Below are 21,078 nucleotides of genomic sequence, written 5' to 3' on the forward strand. Positions count from 1 at the left end.
CGGGCTCCTCCTTGTTCCGGCCCGAGAGATGACCGGCCAGGCCGGCGAACGACTTCAGACCACGATCACGGCTTGTCCCGCAGGGCTGCGATGACGGTGCGGATGTCGGTGCGCGGGCCGCGGTTGTAGGGCAGCTTGGCCAGCAGCATGCCCATGGCACAGCTGTTGCTGAGGGCCGCGTAGGTCAGGCCTGCGCCGACGGCGGTGCCGATCAGGTGGATGCCGGGCACCAGCAAGCCGGCGAGCCCGGTGGTCAGCACGATGGATCCGGCGACGAGCCGGACCTGGCGTTCCATGTCCCAGCGGTCGGAGCCATAGTTGACGGAACCGCCCGCTGCCTCCCAGGCGATCATGCCGCCGTCCAGGACACGCAGGTTCGGCAGTCCGGCCTCGGCGAGGGCGGCTTCCGCCTGTGCCGCGCGGGTGCCGGAGCGGCAGACGAGGACGACGTCTTCGTCGAGGTGGGTGAGGAGTTCGGCGCGATGCTCGCGCAGGGTGGCCATGGGCACGTTGTAGGCACCGGGTATGTGGACGCTGCGGAACTCGCCGGGAGTACGGACATCCAGAAGGCGGGGTCCACGGCCTTCCCGGATCAGCCGCTGCAGGGCGGCGGAGTCGATTGCGGCGGCGCGGGAGGCGTTGCTGGTCATGGGGGCTCCATAGGTGAGCGGACACATACCCAGGGGGTATGCAGGCGAGTAGGGGTGGACACCGGCAGCCCGCCAGGGCATGGGCTGCCCCTCGCGGGCATGCCGGTGGTCTTCGTGACGACCGGGGTCAGGCGTCGGCAGGTTCGGTCAGCAGCGCCCAGGCGGCGTAGCCGCCGAGGATGTCGGAGACGTCGGAGAAGCCGTGATGGCGCAGCAGGCTTGCGGCGATGGAGGAACGGTGACCGCCCGCGCAGTGCAGGACCAACGCACGGTCGCGCGGGATCTCCCCCAGGCGGCGGGGCAGCTCGCCGAGGGAGATGTGCAGCGAGCCGTCGATGAATCCCGCCGCGCGTTCTCCGCAGGTGCGAACGTCGACCACGAGCGGGGGCTCTCCGCTCTCCAGAGCGGTACGGAGCTGGGCGGCGGTCAGCCGGCTGGCGGGGCCGGCCTCGTCCGCCAGGGCCGCGAGGGCGTCCTCGGGATTGCGCAGATAGCCGGCCACCCGGTCGAAACCGATCCGGGCGAGTCGGGTGACCACCTCCTCCTCGCGGTTCTCCGGCGCGATGACCAGCAGTTGCGCGTCGGGGGTGAGCACGGTTCCGGCCTGCTCGGCGAACCGGCCGTCGGCCGGCACGTTGACCGATCCGCGCAGGTGCCCGGCACCGAACTCCTGCGGGCCGCGGGCGTCGACCACCACGGCCCCGGCCCGGCGCAGCGCCGAGAACTCCTCAACGGTCAGCGGCCGGGGCGCCGCGGCCGGGTTGTACAGCTCCCGATCCTTGCGGTTGAGTTCGGCGTCGTAGGAGAAGTAGCCCGGCGCCGCGGACTGGCCCGCGGCGACGAGGGCCACGAAGTCCTCTCGACTCATGGGCGCACAGGCGTAGTTGGTGGCACGCTGCTCGCCGATGGTGGACTGCTTCTCGGTGGAGAGATTCTTGCCGCAGGCGGAGCCCGCACCATGGGCGGGGAAGACCCGGACCTCGTCCGGCAGGCCCATCAGCTTGTTCTGGACGCTGTCGTGGAGCATCGCGCCGAGCTCCTCGGCGGTCACCCCCACCGAGGCGAGCAGGTCGGGCCGGCCCACGTCACCGATGAACAGCGCGTCGCCGGTCAGCACCCCGTACGGGACGGTGTCGGTGGCGTGCTCGTAGACCAGGACGCTGATCGACTCCGGGGTGTGCCCGGGGGTCTCCATGATTTCAAGGGTGACGTCGCCGAGGCCGACACGCTCGCCCTCGGTGAACTTGCGGATGGAGTACTCGGTCTCGGCGCGATGGCCGTAGCCGATCCAGGCGCCGGTGCGGGCCGCCATCTCCAGGTGTCCTGCGACGAAGTCGGCGTGGAAGTGGGTGTTGATGACGCCGACGACAGTGAAGCCGCGGGTCTCGGCATCGGCCATGTACTCCGAGATGTCCCGGCGCGGGTCGACGACCACGGCCTGGCCGCTGGTCTCGTCCGCGATCATGTACGACGCCTGGGAGAGGCAGTCGAGGTAGTACTGGGTGAAGAACACAGGAACCCTCCGTGAGGATGCATACATACCCCTAGGGGTATGTATGCTCAAAAGAAGACCGCCGGAACGCCCGCCCGGACGGCGGGGCGCTTCGTTCACGCGGCTCCGGGCACCGGCCCGGTGACGAGCGGGTGGCCCGTGCGGGCCCAGCCACTGGTGCCACCGGCGACCGAGACGGCACCCGCGCCGACGGCAGCCAGGCGCTCGGCAGCCCACTGACTACGGTTACCGCTGGCGCAGATCACGTAGACCGGCCGACCCCTGGGCACCTCGCCCGCCGCGGCGGCGAGGACGGACAGCGGGGCGAGTCGCGCTCCGGGCACATGACCGGCCCGGTACTCGTCCGGCTCCCGCACGTCCAGGACGAGCGCCCCCTCGGCCCACGCTGCCGCGAACACATCCAGATCCACTTCACGCACCGCGATTCCCTCGCTTCAACATACCCCCCTGGGTATTTCTTGTATGACGACAGTAGGCACGCCCCGACTCAGATGTCAAATACCCAGGGGGGTATAAATTCGAGGAGGTGCGGCGGTCCGCGAACGAAGGAGCCGGCCGACCGCCGGAGGCGGATGCCACAGAGCGGACCGCGTCGGCACAACATACCCGGGGGGGTATTCTGCCCTCAAGGAGGAGCCGAGAACGAAAGCCTTCCTCCATTGCTTTCATACCCATGGGGGTATGTGGACACGACTGAAGGTGATCATGGAAAACGAACAGACAACCGCCCACGGCGCACAGCCCGCCGACAGTGCGGAAGGCTGCAGTCGGTGAGCACCAGCCCCGCCGCGGTCGCACCCGCCGACACCCCAGTGCGCCTGGGACTGCGTGAGAACTGGGCGCAGTTCACCCTGCTCGTCATCGTCAACGTCTGCGTCGGCGCCCTGGTCGGACTGGAACGCACGACCGTTCCCCTCATCGGCACGGACGTCTTCGGGCTGACCAGCGATCTGGCCGTCTTCTCCTTCATCATCGCCTTCGGCGTCACCAAGGCACTGACCAACCTGGCCGCCGGCGAGCTGACCGCCCGCTTCCGCCGCAAGCAACTCCTCATGGCGGGCTGGCTCATCGGGATACCCGTCCCGTTCGCCCTCGCATGGGCGCCGTCCTGGGGCTGGATCGTCGCCGCGAACGTCCTGCTCGGCATGAACCAGGGCCTGACCTGGTCGATGACCGTGAACATGAAGATCGACCTCGTCGGCCCTGCCCGCCGCGGTCTCGCCACCGGCCTGAACGAGGCCGCCGGATACGTCGCCGTCGGCGCCTCCGCCCTGCTGACCGGTTACCTGGCCACCACATACGGCCTGCGCCCCGCACCCGAACTGATCGGCATCGTCTTCGTTGCCGCAGGCATCGCTCTGTCCCTGTCCGTCCGGGACACCGCGGCCCACGTGGCCCTCGAACTCGCCCGGCATCCCCGACCGGCCCGCGCGGAGCAGTCCACCGGGCTGGCAAAGACCTTCGCTCGTACCTCCTGGCACAACCGCTCCTTGCGCGGCGCCAGCCAGGCAGGACTCGTCAACAACCTCAACGACGGCCTCACCTGGGGCGTCTTCCCTCTGCTGTTCACCGACCATGGCCTGGGACTTGCCGCTGTCGGCCTGGTCAAGGGCCTTTACCCGCTGCTGTGGGGCATCGGCCAGATCCCCACCGGCCACCTCGCCGACCGCATCGGCCGCAAACCCTTGATCGTCACCGGCATGTTCGTCCAGGCAGCCGGATTCGTCCTCGCCCTGGCCCTGCTCGACCGGCCCCTGCTCGCCGGCGTCCTCTCCGCCGTCGCGCTCGGTCTGGGCACCGCCATGGTCTACCCGGCCCTCATCGCCTCCGTCTCCGACCACGCACACCCCACCTGGCGGGCGAACGCGCTCGGCACCTACCGCTTCTGGCGCGACATCGGCTACGCCGCAGGCGCCCTCGTCGCCGGTGTCCTCGCCGACGCCCTCGGCCTCAACGCCACTGTCATCGCCGCCGCCGCCCTCACCGCAGCCTCCGGCCTGCTCGCCGCCCGATGGATCACCGACCGCCCCGCCCGCTGAGCCCCCCATGGGACTCGAGGTCCGAGCGCGCCGCTCGGTTCACCCCGTTCGCACCGCAGCGGGACGACGTCATTGCCACAGTTGCCCAGAACTCCGCGTTCCCACCGCGGCGTGCCGTCCGTGCGCCGGCAGAGGCCCGGCACCGCAACGGATTTCAGCGTCCGCCATTCGGATGAAGCTGCGGTCGCCCCTGCGTGTGCGGAGACCGGGCTGCCCGCCTCCCCGTATCAGATAGCGGCGATGACCACAGTTCGAGAAGCACGATGACGGCCCCCGGCCCGGCGCGGGAGGCGGCCCCCGGTGCCTCACGGACAGTCCTTCCGGAGCAGCCGCGCGAACGGAAGCGGACGGTGCCCGGCAGGACGGCGAACGCCCGTCCCTTACCGGCGTGGAGGACGCTCTGGCCGACTGCGCTCTGTCTCCTGCCACTCGGTCTTCTCGGGGCGGCGGCGTGGTACGGACGGTGGGTCCGGCCCGGTGCGGACGAGTGGTGCTTTCTGCCCGTCGTGCGGGACGAGGGACTCCCCGGGATGGTCGGGAAGTTCTATCTCAAGGACAACGGGCGGATCGCGAACGCCGTTCTGGTCTGGGCGTACGGGAGGTTCGGCGTCGCGGGGCAACAGTGGTTCGGGCTGGTCAGCTGTGTGGTCACACTGGGGATCGTGTGGGCCGTGACCGTATCGGCGCTGCGCCGGGGCAGTCTGACGGCGCCACGGGGAGTCCCCTTGCTCGTGGCGTCGATGGTGACGGCCGTCTTTCTGTTCGCGACGCCCAACACGTACAAGACGTTCTACTGGCCCGCGTCGTCCGTCTCGCACACCATGGCGCCGGTGCTCGCCTGTGCCGCGGCCGTTCCGCTGCTCCGGGCCCGGTCGCGCGGGGGCAGGCGCTGCGCGCTGGTCACCGCTCTCGTGACGGGTCTCTGCCTGGGGACGCTTTCGGAGGAGGCGTCCGTCGTCGTGCTCGTTGTCCTGTCGGCTGTTCTGCTGCTCCTCGTCGGGCAGCGCCGTGCCCATGTGCGGGGCTGGTGCCTGGCGGGCATGGCGGGGACGGTGGCCGGGACTCTCGTGCTCTACACGTCGCCGGGCGCGAGTAGCCGGCGGAAGCGATTCGGCACGGACGGGGTGTCCTTCCTCGCACCCGACTCGCTCCTCGGATCCCTGCGAGGCTTCGGACACATCCTGGGAACGCTCCTCACGACGTGGGCCTATCTGGGGGCGGTCGCGGCGGGGATCCTGCTGGGGCTGCTCATCAGAGGGCCCGGTGGGCGGCGCGTGGCCCTGCCGGAGCGCTGGCCGCTGCTGTCCTGCGCCGGTGTCCTCACGTTCCTGGTCTCCGGATATCTCTGCACGGTCGTCGCGTATTCCGCCTTCGGCGAGAGCGTGACGACCTCCTCACGGATCTGGAACGACTACCTCCTGCTGTACGTCGCGGTGCTCGTCGGAGCCGGCGCGGTGGTGGGAATCGCCCTGGGTCTGCGCCTGCACCGCACCGGTGCGGTGCAGGCGGCCGGTGCGGGAGTGTGCGCCGTCGTGTGCCTCGCGCTCGCCGTCCCGCTGGGCCGGCTCGAACATGACATGCGCGTACGGGCGGTGAAGTGGGACCGCCAGGACCAGTGGTTGCGCGCACGTGCGGCGGACGGCGACCGGGTTCTCCCGTACAAGCCGTTGTCGGTCAGCGGCATGGTGGAACCGTTCCGTCATCACGGGCGGAAGGTCTGGCCGGCCACATGCGTCGCCGACTACTACCACCTGGAGCGGATCACCTACTCGCTGAAGCTCCCCTGACCGCGCCGGACGCCTTCGTGATCGCGATCATGACGGCGTCGTCGCCCAGGTGCCCGCCGGCGTGCCGCAGCAGGTCGGTGTGGAGATGCTCGACAAGGGCGTCGGGGCCGGTGCCGTTCCAGGTGGCGAGCCGGTCGGCGAGCGGGTAGAAGGTGCCTCTGCGGTCGCGTGCCTCGATGACTCCGTCGGTGTAGAGGAGCAGCAGATCGCCGGGGTGGAAGCCGAAGGTCTCGACCTCGTACTGGTTCTCCGACACCATGCCGAACCCCAGCGGGAGCGCGGGTTCCCTGACCTCCAGTGCCTCGACACGGCCGTCGCTGCGCAGCAGCAGCGGAGGGGGATGTCCGCAGTTCACCAGTCGGACGCTGTGGTCCTCCGCGCAGACGTCCAGGACCAGCGCGGTCACGAACGATTCGTCGTACTCCGGATCCGTCTCGGCGAGCTGGGCCATGTTCCAGTACGAGGCATTGGCGATGTGTGCCACGGCGCCGGGCAGCGAGAGGTTCTCGTACGCCGCCCCGCGGAACGCCCCCACCACCACCGCGGCGTCGTCGACGGCGGGCAGGCCGCTGCCGCGGACGTCGCCGACCACGAGGCGGGTCCCGCCCGGGGCGGGCACCGCGGCGTACAGGTCACCGCCGATCTGGGCTTCCTCCTCGGCCGCGATGTACACGGACGCGATGCTCAATGGGCCGATCTGGTGGGGCAATGGGTGCAACAGGACCTGTTGCGCCATCACAGCCACCGAGCGCACCCGGTCCAGTTGCCGCTCGTGCCGGTCGAGGGCATAGCGGAACACCACCAGGAACGCGGAGATCACCGCGACGGCGCCGATCTGGGCCTCGTGGTTCGGTGTCCCGACGCCGCCGTGCAGGACGCCGATGACGACCTGGGCCGCGACGGCCAGCGCTCCGACGGCGGCCGTGGGGCCGGGGCCGGCGAAGGAGGCGGTGAGCGCGGGCGCGGCGACGAGGAACGGGCCGAGGTGGATGGACTCCGGGGTGCTGATGTCGATCAGCGCGACGGTCGCGATGAGGGCGAACGGCACAGCCAACAGCACCCGGCTCAGCCGCCAGGACGGGGTGCGGCGGTGGTCGCTGTGCCGGACGCGCATGTCTACTGCTTACACCCCTGTCGACCGGTCCGCGCCCCGTCGTCGTCAGCGGGACCCTCAGGTGCGTCACCCGCACGGACCGTGTGCGTTCGCCGGTTCCGGTCGCCCGGTCCACGATCGGGGTCCGGGTACCGAGGGGAGAAGACCGATCGTGGACACATGGGACTCGCAGGACAGCTACGGGCAGCCGCAGCAGCGGACCGGATACCTCCGCCCGAAACCGCCCCGGCTCCGTGTCGACGCGGCGCGGCTGTGGGCGGGCGGCGCCATGACCGTCGTCGTCGCCGCGCTCACCGCCGTCGCCGGGGTGCTCCTCTTCCGTGGGGTCCTGGACGTGCCCCTCTTCGCGCCGGAGAGCGACGGAGCGCTGGGCGACGCCTCGACGGGACTGCTGGCCACCGGGGCCGGGCTGGCAGCGCTGGCGGCCACAGCGTTGGTGCATCTGCTGATCCTCACGACGCGGCAGCCGGGCCCGTTCTTCGTCTGCATCGTCGCCCTCGCCACTGCCGTCATGGTGCTGCTGCCCTTCACCACATCGGTCCCGGTCAACGCCAGGATCGGCGCGGCGGCCATCTGTCTCGCCATCGGGATCGTGATCGGTACCCTGCTGTCCGCCGCCGGCCGCAGCTCGGTGCGACGCTCCCCCTACTGACGGCCGGATCCTGGGCGTGCGGGGCGCACGGTCCCGGCGCGGGCCGCGTCCTCCACCGGCCGCTGGGACCTGGTGGTCGGCTTCGACGGGATCGGCTCGCCGCTGCGGACGCGGCTGCACGGCGACCGCTACGCCCCCGAGCACACCGGATTCGCCAACTGGCGGGTGACAGTGCCCCTCAGCCGCAGGTACAGGGATGCGCTTGCCGTGCTGGCGTGGCGCCACGTCACACCCGCACGGTGTTTTCACGGCAGTACGGCGATGCCGTCGAGCTCGACGAGTGCCTGTTCGTCCCAGAGCCTGGCCGTCCCGATGACCGCCATCGCCGGGTAGTCGCGGCCGGCCAGCCGTTGCCAGATCCGCCCGAGTTCGGGGGCGTGTGCGCGGTAGCCGGCAACATCCGTGGCGTAGACGGTCACCCGCGCCAGGTCGGCCGGGGAGCCCCCGGCCGCACGCAGCGCGGTGAGCAGATTGGTCAGGGCCGTCGCGAACTGCTCGGGCAGCGTGGCGCCGATGACCTTGCCGTCCCGGTCGAGGGCGGTCTGCCCGGCCAGGAGGACCAGGCGGCTGCCGGTCGCCGCGACGGCGTGCGAGAAACCCGTGGGCGGGGACAGTTCGGCGGGATTGATCCGGTGGATCGGGCTCATACGGGCGGCTCCTGATTCACGGTCGGCGTCCGATGTGAGGCCGGCGTCCGATGCGCGGTCCCCGTCGCTGTCTCCGTCGCTGTCACCGTCGCCGTCGCGTACAGCTCCTTGGCGATGATCGTGCGCTGGACCTCGGTGGCGCCCTCGTAGATCCGCGGGGCACGCACCTCCCGGTAGAGATGTTCGAGCAGATGCCCCCGGCGCAGCGCGCGGGCGCCGTGCAGCTGGACGGCTGCGTCGACGACGTACTGCGCCGCCTCGGTGGCGTACAGCTTCGCCATTGCCGCCCGGCCCGGTACGCCGGGCTCCCCCGCGTCGTACGCCGCCGCGGCCGCGTACACGAGAAGCCGCGCGGCCTCCGTACGGGTGGCCATCTCGGCGACCTGGTGGGAGACGGCCTGCAGTTCCTTCAGCGGGCCACCGAACGCGGTGCGTTGCGCGGTGTGGTGGAGGGTCGCATCGAGGGCGGCGCGGGCCATTCCGACGGCGAACGCGCCGACGCTGGGGCGGAACAGATTGAGGGTGTTCATGGCAACCCCGAAGCCGCGGTCCGGTTCGCCGAGCACATCGTCGGGCGTGACCGGGACCCCGTCGAAGGCGAGGGCCCCGATCGGGTGCCGGCAGAGCATGTCGAGGGCGCTGCCGGTCAGTCCCGGGCGGTCGGCAGGGACCAGGAACGCGGTGACCCCGCGGGCTCCGGCGCCCGGTGTCGTACGGGCGAAGACGGTGTAGAAGTCCGCCTCGGGGGCGTTGGAGATCCAGCACTTCTCACCGGTCAGCCGCCAGCCGTCCGGGGCGTGCTCGGCCGCCAGGGCGAGCGCCGCGGCGTCGGAGCCGGCGCCGGGCTCGCTCAGTGCGAAGGCGGCGACGGCACGGCCGGCCCGCACCTCGGGAAGCCAGCGTGCCCGGTGGGCCGGGGTACCCGCCTGGACCAACGGGTATGTGCCGAGTCCCTGGAGGGCCAGCGCGGTCTCGGCCTCCGTGCAGCCGCGGGCGAGGGACTCCCGCAGCAGGCAGAGGTCGAGGGCGCCGGAGGAGAAAAGGCGGTCGAGCAGGCCGAGTTCGCCCAGGGCGGCGATCAGCGGGCGGTTGACGTGCCCCGGTTCGCCCTTCTCGGCGAGGGGGCGCAGCTCCTGTTCGGCCAGGGTGCGCAGCTCTTCGCACCAGGCGGTCTGTGCCGGATCGAGTGAGAATGCCGTCATACCGGCGCCTCTCCTGTCCCCTATCGCGAACTGTTGACTACCGTCATTCAAACGATACGCTCCATGGGCGACAAGGGGGCGATCCGCTATGGACCCGAAGACCTCAGCGCACCTCGACACCTTTGCCCGGGAGCATCTGCCACCCACGGACCAGTGGCCGGAACTGGTCTTCGGCCTTCCCGAGCTGAACTATCCGGACCGGCTGAACTGCGCCGCCGAGCTCCTCGACGGCACGGTCGCCCGCCTCGGTCCCGACCGCCCCGCCTTCCATACGCCCCAGGGCGAGATCTGGAGCTACGGGAATCTCCAGGACCGGGTCGACCGGATCGCCCATGTCCTGACCTCCGATCTGGGGATCGTCCCCGGCAACCGGGTTCTGCTCCGCGGCCCCACCACGCCCCACCTCGCCGCCTGCTGGCTGGCCGTGCTGAAGGCGGGCGCGATCGCGGTGACCGTACTGGCCCAGCAGCGGGCCCAGGAGCTCGCCACCATCTGCTCAATGGCCCAGGTCGGTCATGCGCTGTGCGACGTCCGGTCGGTCGACGACCTGGTGAAGGCGGGGGTACCAGGGCTGCGGATCACGGTGTACGGAGGTGACGGCCCCGACGATCTGCTGCACCTGGCCGAGGGGCGGCCGGGGCCCTATCGCGCCGTGGACACGGCCGCGGACGATGTCGCGCTGATCGCGTTCACCTCGGGCACCACCGGACGGCCCAAGGGCTGCATGCACTTCCACCGCGATGTGCTCGCCATCGCCGACACCTTCTCCCATCACGTCCTGCAGCCCCGTCCCGACGACGTGTTCGCGGGCAGTCCACCGCTCGGCTTCACCTTCGGGCTCGGCGGTCTGGTGGTCTTCCCGCTGCGGGCCGGAGGGTCGGCCCTGCTGCTGGAACAGGCCGGTCCGCGGCAGCTGCTGCCCGCGCTGGCCTCCCACCGCGTCTCGGTCCTGTTCACCGCACCGACCGCCTACCGTGTGATGCTCGACCACCTCGACACACACGATCTCGCCGCGCTGCGGCGCTGCGTGTCGGCGGGCGAGAACCTGCCCCTGGCGACCTGGCAGTCCTGGTACGAGCGGACCGGCCTGCGCATCATCAACGGCATAGGCGCCACCGAACTGCTGCACATCTTCATCTCCGCCGCCGACGACGTGATCCGCCCCGGCACCACCGGGGTTCCCGTGCCCGGCTGGGAGGCGCGCGTGCAGGACCGGGACGGCCGCGCGGTGCCCGACGGGGAGCCGGGACTGCTCGCCGTCCGCGGCCCGGTCGGCTGCCGCTATCTCGCCGACATCCGCCAGTCGGAGTACGTACAGCACGGCTGGAACCTCACCGGCGACACGTACACACGTGACAGCGACGGCTACTTCCACTACGTCGCGCGCGCCGACGACATGATCATCTCCTCCGGGTACAACATCGCGGGTCCCGAGGTCGAGGACGCCCTGCTGCGCCATCCGGAGGTCGCCGAGGTGGCGGTGGTCGGGCATCCGGACGAGCTGCGCGGGCAGATCGTGGTGGCGTACGTGGTGCTGCGCGAGGGCGGCGGAGCGTCGGCCGACGAGTTGCGCACCCACATGAAGAACGAGCTCGCCCCCCACAAATGCCCGCGTGTCATCGAATTCGTGCCGGCGCTTCCCCGGACCGCCACCGGCAAGCTGCAGCGGTTCCGGCTGCGAAGCAACGGGGACCGGACCGGCGCACGGGACCTAGAGTGATCACGTGGCCGACCAGCACACCCCCAGATCCCTGATCGTCACCCTCTACGGCGCGTACGGTCGCGCCCCCGGCAATGCACCGCTGCCGGTGGCCGAACTGATCCGACTGCTGTCCGTCCTCGGTGTCGACGCCCCGTCCGTACGCTCCTCCGTCTCCCGGCTGAAGCGGCGCGGGCTGCTCGTCCCTGCGCGGACGGTGAGTGGCGCAGCCGGGTACGCGCTGTCGTCCGACGCCCGCCAACTGCTGGACGACGGCGACCGGCGGATCTACGCCCACCCGTCGCCGCCGCTCCAGGACGGCTGGGTGCTCGCCGTCTTCTCCGTACCGGAAGCGGAACGGCACAAGCGGCACCTGCTGCGCTCGCGGCTGGCCCGGCTCGGCTTCGGCACGGCGGCGCCGGGGGTGTGGATCGCGCCCGCCGCGCTGTACGACGAGACCCGGCACACGCTCGAGCGGCTGGAACTCGCCCCGTATGTGGACCTGTTCCGCGGGGAACACCTCGGCTTCGCCGCGACGCGGGAGTCCGTGGCGCGCTGGTGGGACCTCGACGCGATCGCCCGGCTCCACGTGGACTTCCTGGAGCAGCACGAACCGGTGCTGCGGGCCTGGGAGTCACGCACCGGCGCCCCCGATCCCGAGACCGCCTACCGGGACTATCTGGCGGCCCTGGACTCGTGGCGGCAACTGCCGTACGCCGATCCGGGCCTGCCGGAGGAGTTGTTGCCGAAGGAGTGGCCCGGGGGGCGGTCGGCGGAGGTGTTCGGGCTCCTGCACGCCCGGCTGCGGGACGCGGGAGAACAGTTCGTACGGCCATGACCTGCCGCGGGCGCCGAAATGCAGGTGCTCCCGATGCCCCGCGCCCTGCAGGATGAACCATGACCTGGACCTTTACGGATGATGTCGAAGCATTCCTGGACGTGGCAGGCGCCTCGCTGGCGGCCCGCCCTGCCGAAAACACCCTGGTACTGACCGTCACCGCAACCCTGCGGCGCAGCGGCCCGCACGCGTACGGCGACGCCGCGCCGTTGCTGGGCTGGTGGCGCGGGCCGGACGGCGAGGTCGCGGGAACCCTGGTGCAGACTCCGCCCTACCCCCCACTGCTGGGCACGGTCGCCCCCGAGGCCCTTGCCCCACTGACCGCGGCACTCCCCCTGACCAGCGTCAACGCGGACCGCCCCACCGCCGAGGCGCTGGCCGCCGGCTGGCCCGGCCACCGCGTCGAGCAGGAACAACGGCTCTACCGGCTCGGCGAGCTGATCCCACCGTCCCCCGCCCCCGAGGGCGCCCCGAGGACCGCCACGACCGCCGACCGCGAACTGCTCCTGGCCTGGCATCTCGCCTTCGCCGAAGAAGTCGGCGAGCCCGGCACCCACGCCGAGCGGCTGGTGGACGAGCGGACGGCGTCCGGCGGGCTGACACTCTGGGAGGTCGGTGATGTCCCGGTCTCGATGGCGGGCGTCTCACCCCGGGTCGCGGGCACGGTACGGGTCACGACCGTGTACACACCGCCGGAGTACCGGGGTCACGGCTATGCGGCAGCTGTGACGGCAGACGTCAGCCGGGCGGCACGGGAGGCGGGCGCGGCCGAGATCCTGCTGTTCACGGACCTTGCCAATCCGACCAGCAACGGCGTGTATCAGCGGATCGGCTTCCGGCCCGTCTCGGACCGGCTGCTGATCAGTGCGCAGGACGCCGGCGCGGAGGAGAGATGACCGAGTCCGGTGAGGTCCGGGGGCCGCTCTGGCTGATCGCCGCGCATGTGGTGCGCGTGCGGCAGTACGGGGAGGGCGGTCGGGAACTGCGGCCGGGCACCACGTCGGAGTATCTCGCGCTCAGCTCAGGGTGAGCCGCGGCTTCGGTGCGTCCGTGCGGCCGGTCGGGGGTGTGCGGCTGCCCGCGCGGTACGGGAGCGGCCAGGGTGCGCCCGGTCCCGCATAGCCCTGGTCGGCCGCCGCGTGCAGGGTCCAGTGCGGGTCGTAGAGGTGCGGGCGGGCCAGGGCGCACAGGTCGGCGCGGCCCGCCAGCAGCAGGGAGTTGACGTCGTCCCAGGAGGAGATCGCGCCGACCGCGATGACCGGCACGACCAGGGTGTTGCGGATCCGGTCGGCGTACGGGGTCTGGTACGAGCGGCCGTACTCGGGGCGTTCGTCGGGGACGACCTGGCCGGTGGAGACGTCGATGGCGTCGGCGCCGTGCGCGACGAACGCGCGGGCGATCTCGACGGCGTCCTCGGCCGTCGTGCCGCCGTCGGCCCAGTCGGTGGCGGAGATCCGGACGGTCATGGGCCGGTCGTCGGGCCACTCGGCGCGGACCGCGTCGAAGACTTCGAGGGGGAAGCGGAGTCGGTTCGACAGCGGTCCGCCGTAGGCGTCGGTGCGTCGGTTGGTGAGCGGCGAGAGGAAGCCGGAGAGCAGGTAGCCGTGCGCGCAGTGGAGTTCGAGCAGGTCGAAGTCGCAGGTGACGGCGTGCCGGGCGGCTGCGGCGAACTGGGCGCGGATGACCTCGAGTCCGGCCCGGTCCAGGGCGTGCGGGACCTGGTTGACTCCTTCCGCGTACGGGATCGGGGAGGCGGCGGACAGGGGCCAGTTGCCCGCGTCGAGCGGCTGGTCGATGCCGTCCCACATCAGCTTGGTGGACCCCTTGCGGCCGGAGTGGCCGAGCTGGATGCCGATCGCTGTGCCCGGCGCCGAGGTATGGACGAAGTCGGTGATCCGGGTCCAGGCGGCCGCCTGTGCGGGGGTGTAGAGGCCGGCGCAGCCGGGGGTGATGCGGCCTTCGGCGCTGACGCACACCATCTCGGTCATGACGAGCCCGGCGCCGCCGAGTGCGCGGGCGCCCAGGTGGACGAGGTGGAAGTCGCCGGGGACGCCGTCGACCGCCGAGTACATGTCCATCGGCGAGACGACGACACGGTTGCGGAGTTCGAGACCGCGCAGCCGCAGCGGGGTGAACATCGGCGGGGTGTCCGGGGCGCAGCCGAACTCCTCCTCGACGGCCGCGGTGAAGCCTGCGTCACGCAGCCGCAGGTTGTCGTGGGTGACGCGGCGGCTGCGGGTGAGGAGGTTGAAGGCGAACTGACGGGGCGCCTGGTCGACGTAGGTACCGAGCTCCTCGAACCAGCGCAGGCTGGCCGCGGCGGCGCGCTGGGTCGATTCGACGACGGGGCGGCGCTCGGTCTCGTACGCGGAGAGGGCGGCGGGCAGGTCGGGCTGTTCCTCGATGCAGGCGGCGAGCGCGAGGGCGTCCTCGACGGCGAGTTTCGTGCCGGAGCCGATGGAGAAGTGGGCGGTGTGGGCGGCGTCGCCGATGAGGACCGTGTTGGCGTGCGACCAGCGGGCGTTGACGACGGTACGGAAGGTGAGCCAGGAGGAGTTGTTGGAACGCAGCGGGCGGCCGCCGAGGACATCGGCGAAGATCTTGGCGCAGCGTTCCGTCGAGGCAGCGGCGTCCATGGTGTCGAACCCGGCCGCGCGCCAGACCTCCTCGCGCATCTCGACGATGACGGTGGAGGCACCGGCCGAGAAGGGGTAGGCATGCAGCTGCATCACGCCGTGTTCGGTCTCGGCGATCTCGAAGCGGAAGGCGTCGAGGGCGAAGTCGGCGGCGAGCCAGATGTAGCGGTTGCGGTGGGTGGTGAGGGTGGGCCGGAAGGTGTCGGCGTACGCCTCGCGGGTGGCGCTGTGCACCCCGTCGGCGGCGATCACCAGATCGTGCGTCGCGGCGAGTTCGGCGGCGGGCGGGGCCTCTTCGCGGAAGCGCAGCCGTACCCCCAGCGACCGGCAGCGCTCGTGCAGGATCTCCAGGAGCCGTCGGCGGCCCAGCGCCGCGAAGCCGTGGCCGCCGGATGTCTGGGTCCGGCCGCGGTGGACGATGTCGATGTCGTCCCACCGCACGAACTCGGCCTGGAGCGCCCGGTACACCACGGGGTCGGCGTGCTCGATACCGCCGAGCGTCTCGTCGGAGAGGACGACACCGAAACCGAACGTGTCGTCCGGGGCGTTGCGCTCCCAGACGGTGATGGAGCGCTCCGGGTCCAGGCGCCCCAGGAGCGCCGCGGCGTAGAGTCCGCCGGGGCCGCCGCCGATGACCGCGATCCGCCTCGTGTCGCACCGCATCGCGTTACCTGCCCTGCCATTTCGGCGGCCGCTTCTCCGTGAACGCGGCGTGGAACTCGGCGTAGTCGTCGCCGTGCATCAGCAGCGCCTGGGTGGCGGCGTCCATCTCGACGGCGGCGGCGAGCGGCATGTCGAGTTCGGCGGTGAGCAGCGCCTTGGTCTGGGCGAGGGCGAGGGCGGGTCCTTCGGCGAGGCGGTGTGCGAGCGCCGCGGCGCGCGCGTCGGCCTGCCCCTCCTCGGTCAGCTCGCTGATCAGCCCGATCCGTTCCGCCTCGGGGGCGCGGACCTGCTCGCCGAGCATCAGCAGCCGGGTGGCATGGCCGAGACCGACGACGCGCGGCAGCAGATACGCCGCCCCCATGTCCCCGCCGGAGAGTCCGACCCGGGTGAAGAGGAAGGCGAACCGGGCGGACGGGTCTGCGACGCGGAAGTCGGCGGCCAGCGCGAGAACGGCACCGGCGCCCGCGGCGACCCCGTGGACGGCTGCGACGACGGGGAAGGGGCACTCGCGCAGCGCCCGTACGACCTGTCCGGTCATGCGGTTGAAGTCGAGCAGCTGCGCGGTGTCCATCGCCAGGGTGGCGCCGATGATCTCGTCGACGTCGCCGCCGGAGCAGAAGCCCCGCCCCTCGCCGGCCAGCACCAGGGCGCGCACGGAGCGTTCGCGGGACAGCTCGGCAAGGAGATCGCGCAGATCGGCATAGGCGCCGAAGGTGAGCGCATTGAGTTTCTCGGGGCGGGCCAGGGTGACGGTCGCGACGCCGTCGTCCGTCGTCAGCCGCAGATGACGCCAGTGCTTCGTGCGTGGCGCGGAGCTGGGAAACGGGCTCATGGGCGGTGGTCCCCTTCAGCCGTCGGGCTGCTACCTGCTCTCGAATTTATCACTCATCCGTGACTCCCGTCACGAGTACGCAATAAGGCTGAGGTGAGGGCGACGTGGCGAAAGTCCCATTCGTACCGGTCGCTCGCCCCTTGTCTGCGTCGTTGCACTTCGTATGGTTGAAACCGCGAAGTCTTGAGCTCCAGAAAGTCGTGACCTCCGGAACGGAAACCTGCTGTGCCCGCCGATGGACCGATCCCCGCCTCCTGGCGTATCCCACTGCCGCACTCGACGGCGGCAGTGCCGATCGCCCGCGCCCTGATCCGTACGGCGCTGACGGACATCGGCGCCTCCAACGACTCCCTCGACATCGCGGAGCTCCTCACCGCCGAACTGGTCGCCAACGCCGTGGAACACACCGCCGGCGACGATCCGCTCGAGCTGGTGGTGGTGGAGATTCTGGAGACCGGCTGGCAGGTGGAGGTCCACGACCGCGACCCGGCTCCGCCGGGCGATCTCTCCCGGCCCGGTCCGGGCAGCGAACCGGACCCCTGGCAGGAGCACGGCCGGGGCCTGCTGCTGATCCGCACCCTCAGTTCGTCCTGCGGCCATCGCACGACGGAGCACGGCAAGGCGGTCTGGTTCACCCTGCCGTCGCACCAGCCCCAGCACTAGGGCGTGTTTCAAAGTCCCGCCTGGCAGGCGGGACTTTGAAACACGCCCCAGGGTGTCCGGCGGGCGCTCTCAGGCCCGCTCCACACCGGCCAGCCGCGACCGGCGTCGCCCGTAGCAGGCGTACACCGCCGCGCCGACCAGCAGGAAGACCGCGAACTGCACCCAGGTCGCCCAGCCCGTCCCATACATCAGATAGAGACAGAAGCCGACGCCCAGGATCGGGCTGGCCGGATAGAGCGGCACCCGGAAGGAACGCTTCAGCCCGGGGTGGCTGCGGCGCAGCGCGATCACCGCGACATTGACCGCCACCATGGTGGCGAGCGTGCCGATGGTGGTCAGGTTCACCACCGCGTCGAGGGACGCGAAGGCCGCCGGAACGGCAAAGACGACGGCGACGATCCAGGTGTTGGCGACGGGCGTCGCGGTCCGCGGCGAGACGCGTTCGAAGACCCGCGGGACCAGGCCGTCGCGGGACATCGACATCAGGATGCGGGTCTGCCCGTACATCACCGCGAGCACGACGGACGCGATGGCGACGACCGCACCGAAGGCGACGATGCCGCCGCCCACGGTCGAGTCGGTGACCTGGTTGACGATCAGCGAGAGCGCGGCCGGCTTGTTGGAGACGGCGTCCGCGCCGAGTGCCCCGATGGCGGTCAGGGCGACCACGCAGTAGAGCAGGGTGGCGACGCCGATGCAGATCATGATCGCGATCGGGATGTTCCGGCGGGGGTTCTTGACCTCTTCACCGGCGGTGGTGATGGCGTCGAAGCCGATGTACGAGAAGAACGCCAGCGAGGCGCCGGAGGTGATCCCGGCCACACCGTGGGTGGCGAACGGCGAGAGGTGGCCCGCCTCGAACGCGGTGAATGCGATGGCGCAGAAGGCGATCAGGATGCCGATCTTGAGGACGGCCATCGCGGCCGTGGCGCCCGCGCTCTCGCGGACGCCGCGCACCAGCAGGGTGGCGGCCATCATGATCACCACGACGGCGGGGAGGTTGATCACGCCGCCGTCGCCGGGCCCGGCGGACAGGGCGGCGGGCAGGTGCCAGCCGACGAGGCTGTTCAGCAGCTCGTTGACGTACTGGCTCCAGCCGACCGCGACCGCGGAGACCGAGACGCCGTACTCCAGGAGCAGGCACCAGCCGACGAGGAACGCGGTGCGTTCGCCGAGGGTGGCGTAGGCGAAGGAGTAGGAGCTGCCGGAGACCGGGATGGCGCCGCCCAGCTCGGCGAAGGAGAACGCGGTGAAGATGCAGGTGATCGCGGCGAGGACGAAGGAGACGACGACGGCGGGACCGGCCTCGGCGACGCTGTCGGAGAGGCCGACGAAGATGCCGGTTCCCACGATGGCGCCGATGCCGAAGCACACGAGCTGGAACAGCCCCATGGTGCGCTTGAGGCCGTGCCCCTCCAGGTCGGCGCCGGATTCGGCGACCAGCTGGTTGGGGCTCTTGATGCGCAGTCCCGGCCGGGGCGACAGGCTCTGCGGGCGGAGCGGACTCACGGGGATGATCTCTTCTCTGGTGGAGCATGTGGGGGCGTGCGCGCGGAGCTGGTGGGGGCTCCGGCCGGCTCCGTGGGGGGACGCGTCAGATACGACAGTGGGGTCCGAGCCCGCGAGCTCGAACCCCACCAAGTGGAACCACTGTAACGAATTGCCCGCATGTTCACCCAATCGGGCGCATTTTCATGCAGGACCCGGCCGGCGACTCGTCAGGCGGCGGCCAGCGTCGCCACCAGGACGGCCTTGATGGTGTGCATCCGGTTCTCGGCTTCGTCGAAGACGATCGAGTGCGCGGACTCGAAGACCTCGTCGGTGACTTCCAGCTCGGTCAGCCCGTGGGCGGCATGGATCTCGCGGGCGACCTCGGTACCGAGGTCGTGGTAGGCCGGGAGACAGTGCAGGAACTTCACATCGGCGTTCCCGGTGGCGTTCAGGACGTCCATGGTGACGGCGTACGGCGCGAGCGCCGTGATGCGCTCGGCCCAGACCTCCTTGGGCTCACCCATGGAGACCCAGACGTCGGTGGCGACGAAGTCGGCGCCGCGGACGCCCTCGGCGACGTCCTCGGTGAGGGTGACGGTCGCACCGCCGGCCTCGGCGAGCTTGCGGGCCTGCGCGACGATCTCCTCGGCCGGCCAGTAGGACCTCGGGGCGACGATCCGGACGTCCATGCCCAGCAGCGCACCGGTGACCAGGTACGAGTTGCCCATGTTGAAGCGGGCGTCGCCGAGGTAGGCGAAGGCGATCCGCTCCAGCGGCTTGTCGCTGTGCTCGGTCATCGTGAGAACATCGGCGAGCATCTGGGTCGGGTGCCAGTCGTCGGTGAGTCCGTTGAAGACGGGGACCCCGCCGTATGCCGCGAGCTCCTCGACGGCCGCCTGACTGTCACCGCGGTACTCGATGCCGTCAAACATCCGGCCGAGGACGCGGGCGGTGTCCTTGACCGACTCCTTGTGGCCCATCTGCGAGCCCGAGGGGTCGAGGTACGTGGTCGAGGCACCCTGGTCGGCGGCGGCGACCTCGAAGGCGCAGCGCGTGCGGGTCGAGGTCTTCTCGAAGATCAGCGCGATGTTCTTGCCACGCAGCCGCTGTACCTCCGCACCCGCCTTCTTGGCCGCCTTGAGCTCGGCGGCCAGGTCGATCAGGCCGCGGAACTCCTCGGCCGTGAAGTCCAGCTCCTTGAGGAAGTGGCGGCCTGCGAGGTCTATGGCCATGGTGGCTGCTCCTGGGTCGGGCGAGGGTCGCGCGTACAGTTCCCTGGAAGTCTATACGAGAGAACGCATTGCTATACAGACACTGGTGGCCGTGCCGCCCTCCGTACCGTTCGGTCGCGCGCTCCCCCGTGCCTACACCGCATCGCGGACCACCGGACAGCTCATGCAGCGGGGACCGCCCCTGCCCCGGCCGAGTTCGCTGCCGCGGATCTCTATGACCTCGATGCCTTGCTTGCGCAGATAGGTGTTGGTGGTGGCGTTGCGGTCGTACGCGACGACGACGCCCGGCTCGACGGCCAGCACATTGCAGCCGTCGTCCCACTGCTCGCGCTCGGCCGCGTGCACGTCCTGGGTGGCCGTGAGGACCCGGATCGAGTCCAGGCCCAGCGCCGCCGCCATGGCCCGGTGCATGTGCTCGGGCGGATGGTCGGTGACCTTGAGCTCCCGCGGTCCGCTGCCGGGCTCGATGGTGTACGAGCGGAGCATGCCCAGCCCCGCGTACTGGGTGAATGTATCGCCGTCGATCATCGTCATCACCGTGTCCAGGTGCATGAACGCCCGCCTCTTGGGCATGTCGAGCGCCACGATCGTCCGGGCGGAACCGGCGTCGAACAGTCCGCGGGCCAGCATCTCCACCGCCTGCGGGGTGGTGCGCTCGCTCATCCCGATCAGGACGGCGCCCTGCCCGATGACCAGGACGTCGCCGCCCTCGATGGTGGACGGATAGTCGTCCTGCCCCTCCGACCAGTGGTGGAAGGCTCCGGCCTCGGAGCCGGTGAAGAGGGGGTGATGGCGGTAGATCGCCTCGAAGTGGACGGTCTCGCGCTGCCGGGCCGGCCAGCGCATCGCGTTGATGGACACCCCGTCGTATATCCACGCGGAGGTGTCCCGGGTGAAGAGGTGGTTGGGCAGCGGACCGAGCAGGAAGTCGTCCAGGTCCATGACGTGGAAGCGGACCGATGTCGGCTCGCTGTGCCGCTCCAGGAACTCCCGCTTCGTCATCCCGCCGACCAGCGCCTCGGCCAGCTCGGCGGTGGGCAGCTCCTCGAAGGCGGCCCGCAGGTGTTCGGTGGCCAGCGGGCCGTACTCCTTCTCGTCGAAGACCCGGTCGAGGACGAGCCGCTTGGCCACGGGGATGTCCAGGGACTCGCGCAGCAGATCGCCGAAGAGGTGCACCTCCACCCCGCGGTCGCGCAGGACGTCCGCGAAGCCGTCGTGCTCCTGCCGGGCGCGGCGCACCCACAGCACGTCGTCGAAGAGGAGCGATTCCTTGTTGCTGGGGGTGAGCCGCTTCAGTTCCAGATCGGGGCGGTGCAGGATGACGCGGCGCAGCCGCCCGGCCTCGGAGTCGACATGGAATCCCATGCCTCCATCCTCACCGCGCGGAGCGCCGTTCACCCGGCGAATCGCCACCGAGTTC

The 21,078-nt window shown here is 70.8% G+C and carries 19 protein-coding genes and 1 pseudogene; 9 read left to right on the forward strand and 11 right to left on the reverse strand.

Annotation, left to right across the window (positions count from 1 at the left end; genetic code table 11):
• Nucleotides 1-65: 65 nt before the first annotated feature.
• From AB0N06_RS22480 to AB0N06_RS22490, 3 genes are all read right to left on the reverse strand, one after another.
• A complete protein-coding gene (locus AB0N06_RS22480) occupies nt 66-650 on the reverse strand; it encodes a rhodanese-like domain-containing protein (protein ID WP_366136455.1) in 585 nt (194 codons plus the stop codon).
• Between the two features lie 127 nt (nt 651-777).
• The gene (locus tag AB0N06_RS22485; protein WP_366136456.1) at nt 778-2,163 is read right to left on the reverse strand and encodes an MBL fold metallo-hydrolase; all 1,386 of its coding nucleotides are present in this window, start codon (nt 2,161-2,163) and stop codon (nt 778-780) included.
• 95 nt (nt 2,164-2,258) lie between these two features.
• Entirely contained in the window at nt 2,259-2,582 is a 324-nt protein-coding gene (locus AB0N06_RS22490) for a rhodanese-like domain-containing protein (RefSeq protein WP_366136457.1), read from the reverse strand.
• A 351-nt stretch (nt 2,583-2,933) separates the two neighbouring features.
• On the opposite strand from AB0N06_RS22490, the gene AB0N06_RS22495 reads away from it, so the two are divergent.
• Together AB0N06_RS22495 and AB0N06_RS22500 are read left to right on the forward strand one after the other, a co-directional pair.
• The gene (locus tag AB0N06_RS22495) at nt 2,934-4,202 is read left to right on the forward strand and encodes an MFS transporter (RefSeq protein ID WP_366136458.1); all 1,269 of its coding nucleotides are present in this window, start codon (nt 2,934-2,936) and stop codon (nt 4,200-4,202) included.
• A 506-nt stretch (nt 4,203-4,708) separates the two neighbouring features.
• Complete coding sequence (locus tag AB0N06_RS22500) at nt 4,709-5,989, forward strand: DUF6056 family protein (protein WP_366136459.1); 1,281 nt, start codon at nt 4,709-4,711, stop codon at nt 5,987-5,989.
• Here AB0N06_RS22500 and AB0N06_RS22505 read toward each other — a convergent pair.
• Nucleotides 5,964-7,103, reverse strand: a complete 1,140-nt coding sequence (locus AB0N06_RS22505) for a PP2C family protein-serine/threonine phosphatase (RefSeq protein ID WP_366136460.1) — start codon at nt 7,101-7,103, stop codon at nt 5,964-5,966. The two genes, AB0N06_RS22500 and AB0N06_RS22505, sit on opposite strands and share 26 nt — an antisense overlap.
• 151 nt (nt 7,104-7,254) lie before the next feature.
• Here AB0N06_RS22505 and AB0N06_RS22510 point away from each other — a divergent pair, with 151 nt between their 5' ends.
• Complete coding sequence (locus tag AB0N06_RS22510; protein ID WP_366136461.1) at nt 7,255-7,755, forward strand: DUF6069 family protein; 501 nt, start codon at nt 7,255-7,257, stop codon at nt 7,753-7,755.
• 54 nt (nt 7,756-7,809) lie between these two features.
• Nucleotides 7,810-7,932: pseudogene (locus AB0N06_RS22515) on the forward strand (FAD-dependent oxidoreductase); the annotation flags it as partial.
• 68 nt (nt 7,933-8,000) lie between these two features.
• Here the strand turns inward: AB0N06_RS22515 and AB0N06_RS22520 are convergent.
• A complete protein-coding gene (locus AB0N06_RS22520; RefSeq protein WP_366136462.1) occupies nt 8,001-8,402 on the reverse strand; it encodes a RidA family protein in 402 nt (133 codons plus the stop codon).
• The gene (locus AB0N06_RS22525) at nt 8,399-9,604 is read right to left on the reverse strand and encodes an acyl-CoA dehydrogenase family protein (protein WP_366136463.1); all 1,206 of its coding nucleotides are present in this window, start codon (nt 9,602-9,604) and stop codon (nt 8,399-8,401) included. Before AB0N06_RS22525 ends, AB0N06_RS22520 begins: the two co-directional genes overlap by 4 nt.
• An 88-nt stretch (nt 9,605-9,692) precedes the next feature.
• Between AB0N06_RS22525 and AB0N06_RS22530 the strand changes: the two genes are divergently transcribed.
• From AB0N06_RS22530 to AB0N06_RS22545, 4 genes are read left to right on the forward strand one after another with little or no spacing between them, the layout of a single operon-like run.
• Nucleotides 9,693-11,324: an AMP-binding protein gene (locus AB0N06_RS22530; protein ID WP_366136464.1), complete on the forward strand. Its 1,632-nt coding sequence runs from the start codon at nt 9,693-9,695 to the stop codon at nt 11,322-11,324.
• A gap of 4 nt (nt 11,325-11,328) precedes the next feature.
• The gene (locus AB0N06_RS22535) at nt 11,329-12,141 is read left to right on the forward strand and encodes a PaaX family transcriptional regulator C-terminal domain-containing protein (protein ID WP_366136465.1); all 813 of its coding nucleotides are present in this window, start codon (nt 11,329-11,331) and stop codon (nt 12,139-12,141) included.
• Between the two features lie 59 nt (nt 12,142-12,200).
• Nucleotides 12,201-13,037 carry a GNAT family N-acetyltransferase gene (locus tag AB0N06_RS22540; RefSeq protein ID WP_366136466.1) on the forward strand — a complete coding sequence of 279 codons (837 nt, stop codon included), beginning with the start codon at nt 12,201-12,203 and terminating at the stop codon, nt 13,035-13,037.
• Nucleotides 13,034-13,171 carry a hypothetical protein gene (locus AB0N06_RS22545; protein ID WP_366136467.1) on the forward strand — a complete coding sequence of 46 codons (138 nt, stop codon included), beginning with the start codon at nt 13,034-13,036 and terminating at the stop codon, nt 13,169-13,171. The genes AB0N06_RS22540 and AB0N06_RS22545 overlap by 4 nt, the downstream gene beginning before the upstream one ends.
• On the opposite strand, the gene AB0N06_RS22550 is transcribed toward AB0N06_RS22545, so the two are convergent.
• Both AB0N06_RS22550 and AB0N06_RS22555 read right to left on the reverse strand, forming a co-directional pair.
• Nucleotides 13,158-15,440, reverse strand: coding sequence for a bifunctional salicylyl-CoA 5-hydroxylase/oxidoreductase (locus AB0N06_RS22550; RefSeq protein WP_366136468.1), 2,283 nt, complete (start codon nt 15,438-15,440; stop codon nt 13,158-13,160). The genes AB0N06_RS22545 and AB0N06_RS22550 overlap by 14 nt on opposite strands.
• A 4-nt stretch (nt 15,441-15,444) precedes the next feature.
• Nucleotides 15,445-16,272 (reverse strand): enoyl-CoA hydratase family protein, encoded by an 828-nt coding sequence (locus tag AB0N06_RS22555; protein WP_366136469.1) that lies wholly within the window; start codon nt 16,270-16,272, stop codon nt 15,445-15,447.
• 225 nt (nt 16,273-16,497) lie between these two features.
• On the opposite strand from AB0N06_RS22555, the gene AB0N06_RS22560 reads away from it, so the two are divergent.
• Nucleotides 16,498-16,935, forward strand: coding sequence for an ATP-binding protein (locus tag AB0N06_RS22560; RefSeq protein WP_366136470.1), 438 nt, complete (start codon nt 16,498-16,500; stop codon nt 16,933-16,935).
• A 69-nt stretch (nt 16,936-17,004) separates the two neighbouring features.
• Here the strand turns inward: AB0N06_RS22560 and AB0N06_RS22565 are convergent, their stop codons facing one another.
• From AB0N06_RS22565 to AB0N06_RS22575, 3 genes are all read right to left on the reverse strand, one after another.
• Nucleotides 17,005-18,444 (reverse strand): amino acid permease, encoded by a 1,440-nt coding sequence (locus AB0N06_RS22565; protein WP_366136471.1) that lies wholly within the window; start codon nt 18,442-18,444, stop codon nt 17,005-17,007.
• Between the two features lie 209 nt (nt 18,445-18,653).
• Nucleotides 18,654-19,658: an ornithine carbamoyltransferase gene (gene argF, locus AB0N06_RS22570; protein WP_366136472.1), complete on the reverse strand. Its 1,005-nt coding sequence runs from the start codon at nt 19,656-19,658 to the stop codon at nt 18,654-18,656.
• Between the two features lie 132 nt (nt 19,659-19,790).
• Complete coding sequence (locus tag AB0N06_RS22575; RefSeq protein WP_366136473.1) at nt 19,791-21,023, reverse strand: arginine deiminase; 1,233 nt, start codon at nt 21,021-21,023, stop codon at nt 19,791-19,793.
• Nucleotides 21,024-21,078 lie beyond the last annotated feature (55 nt).

Source organism: Streptomyces sp. NPDC051020 (assembly GCF_040683105.1).
Lineage (GTDB): Bacteria > Actinomycetota > Actinomycetes > Streptomycetales > Streptomycetaceae > Streptomyces.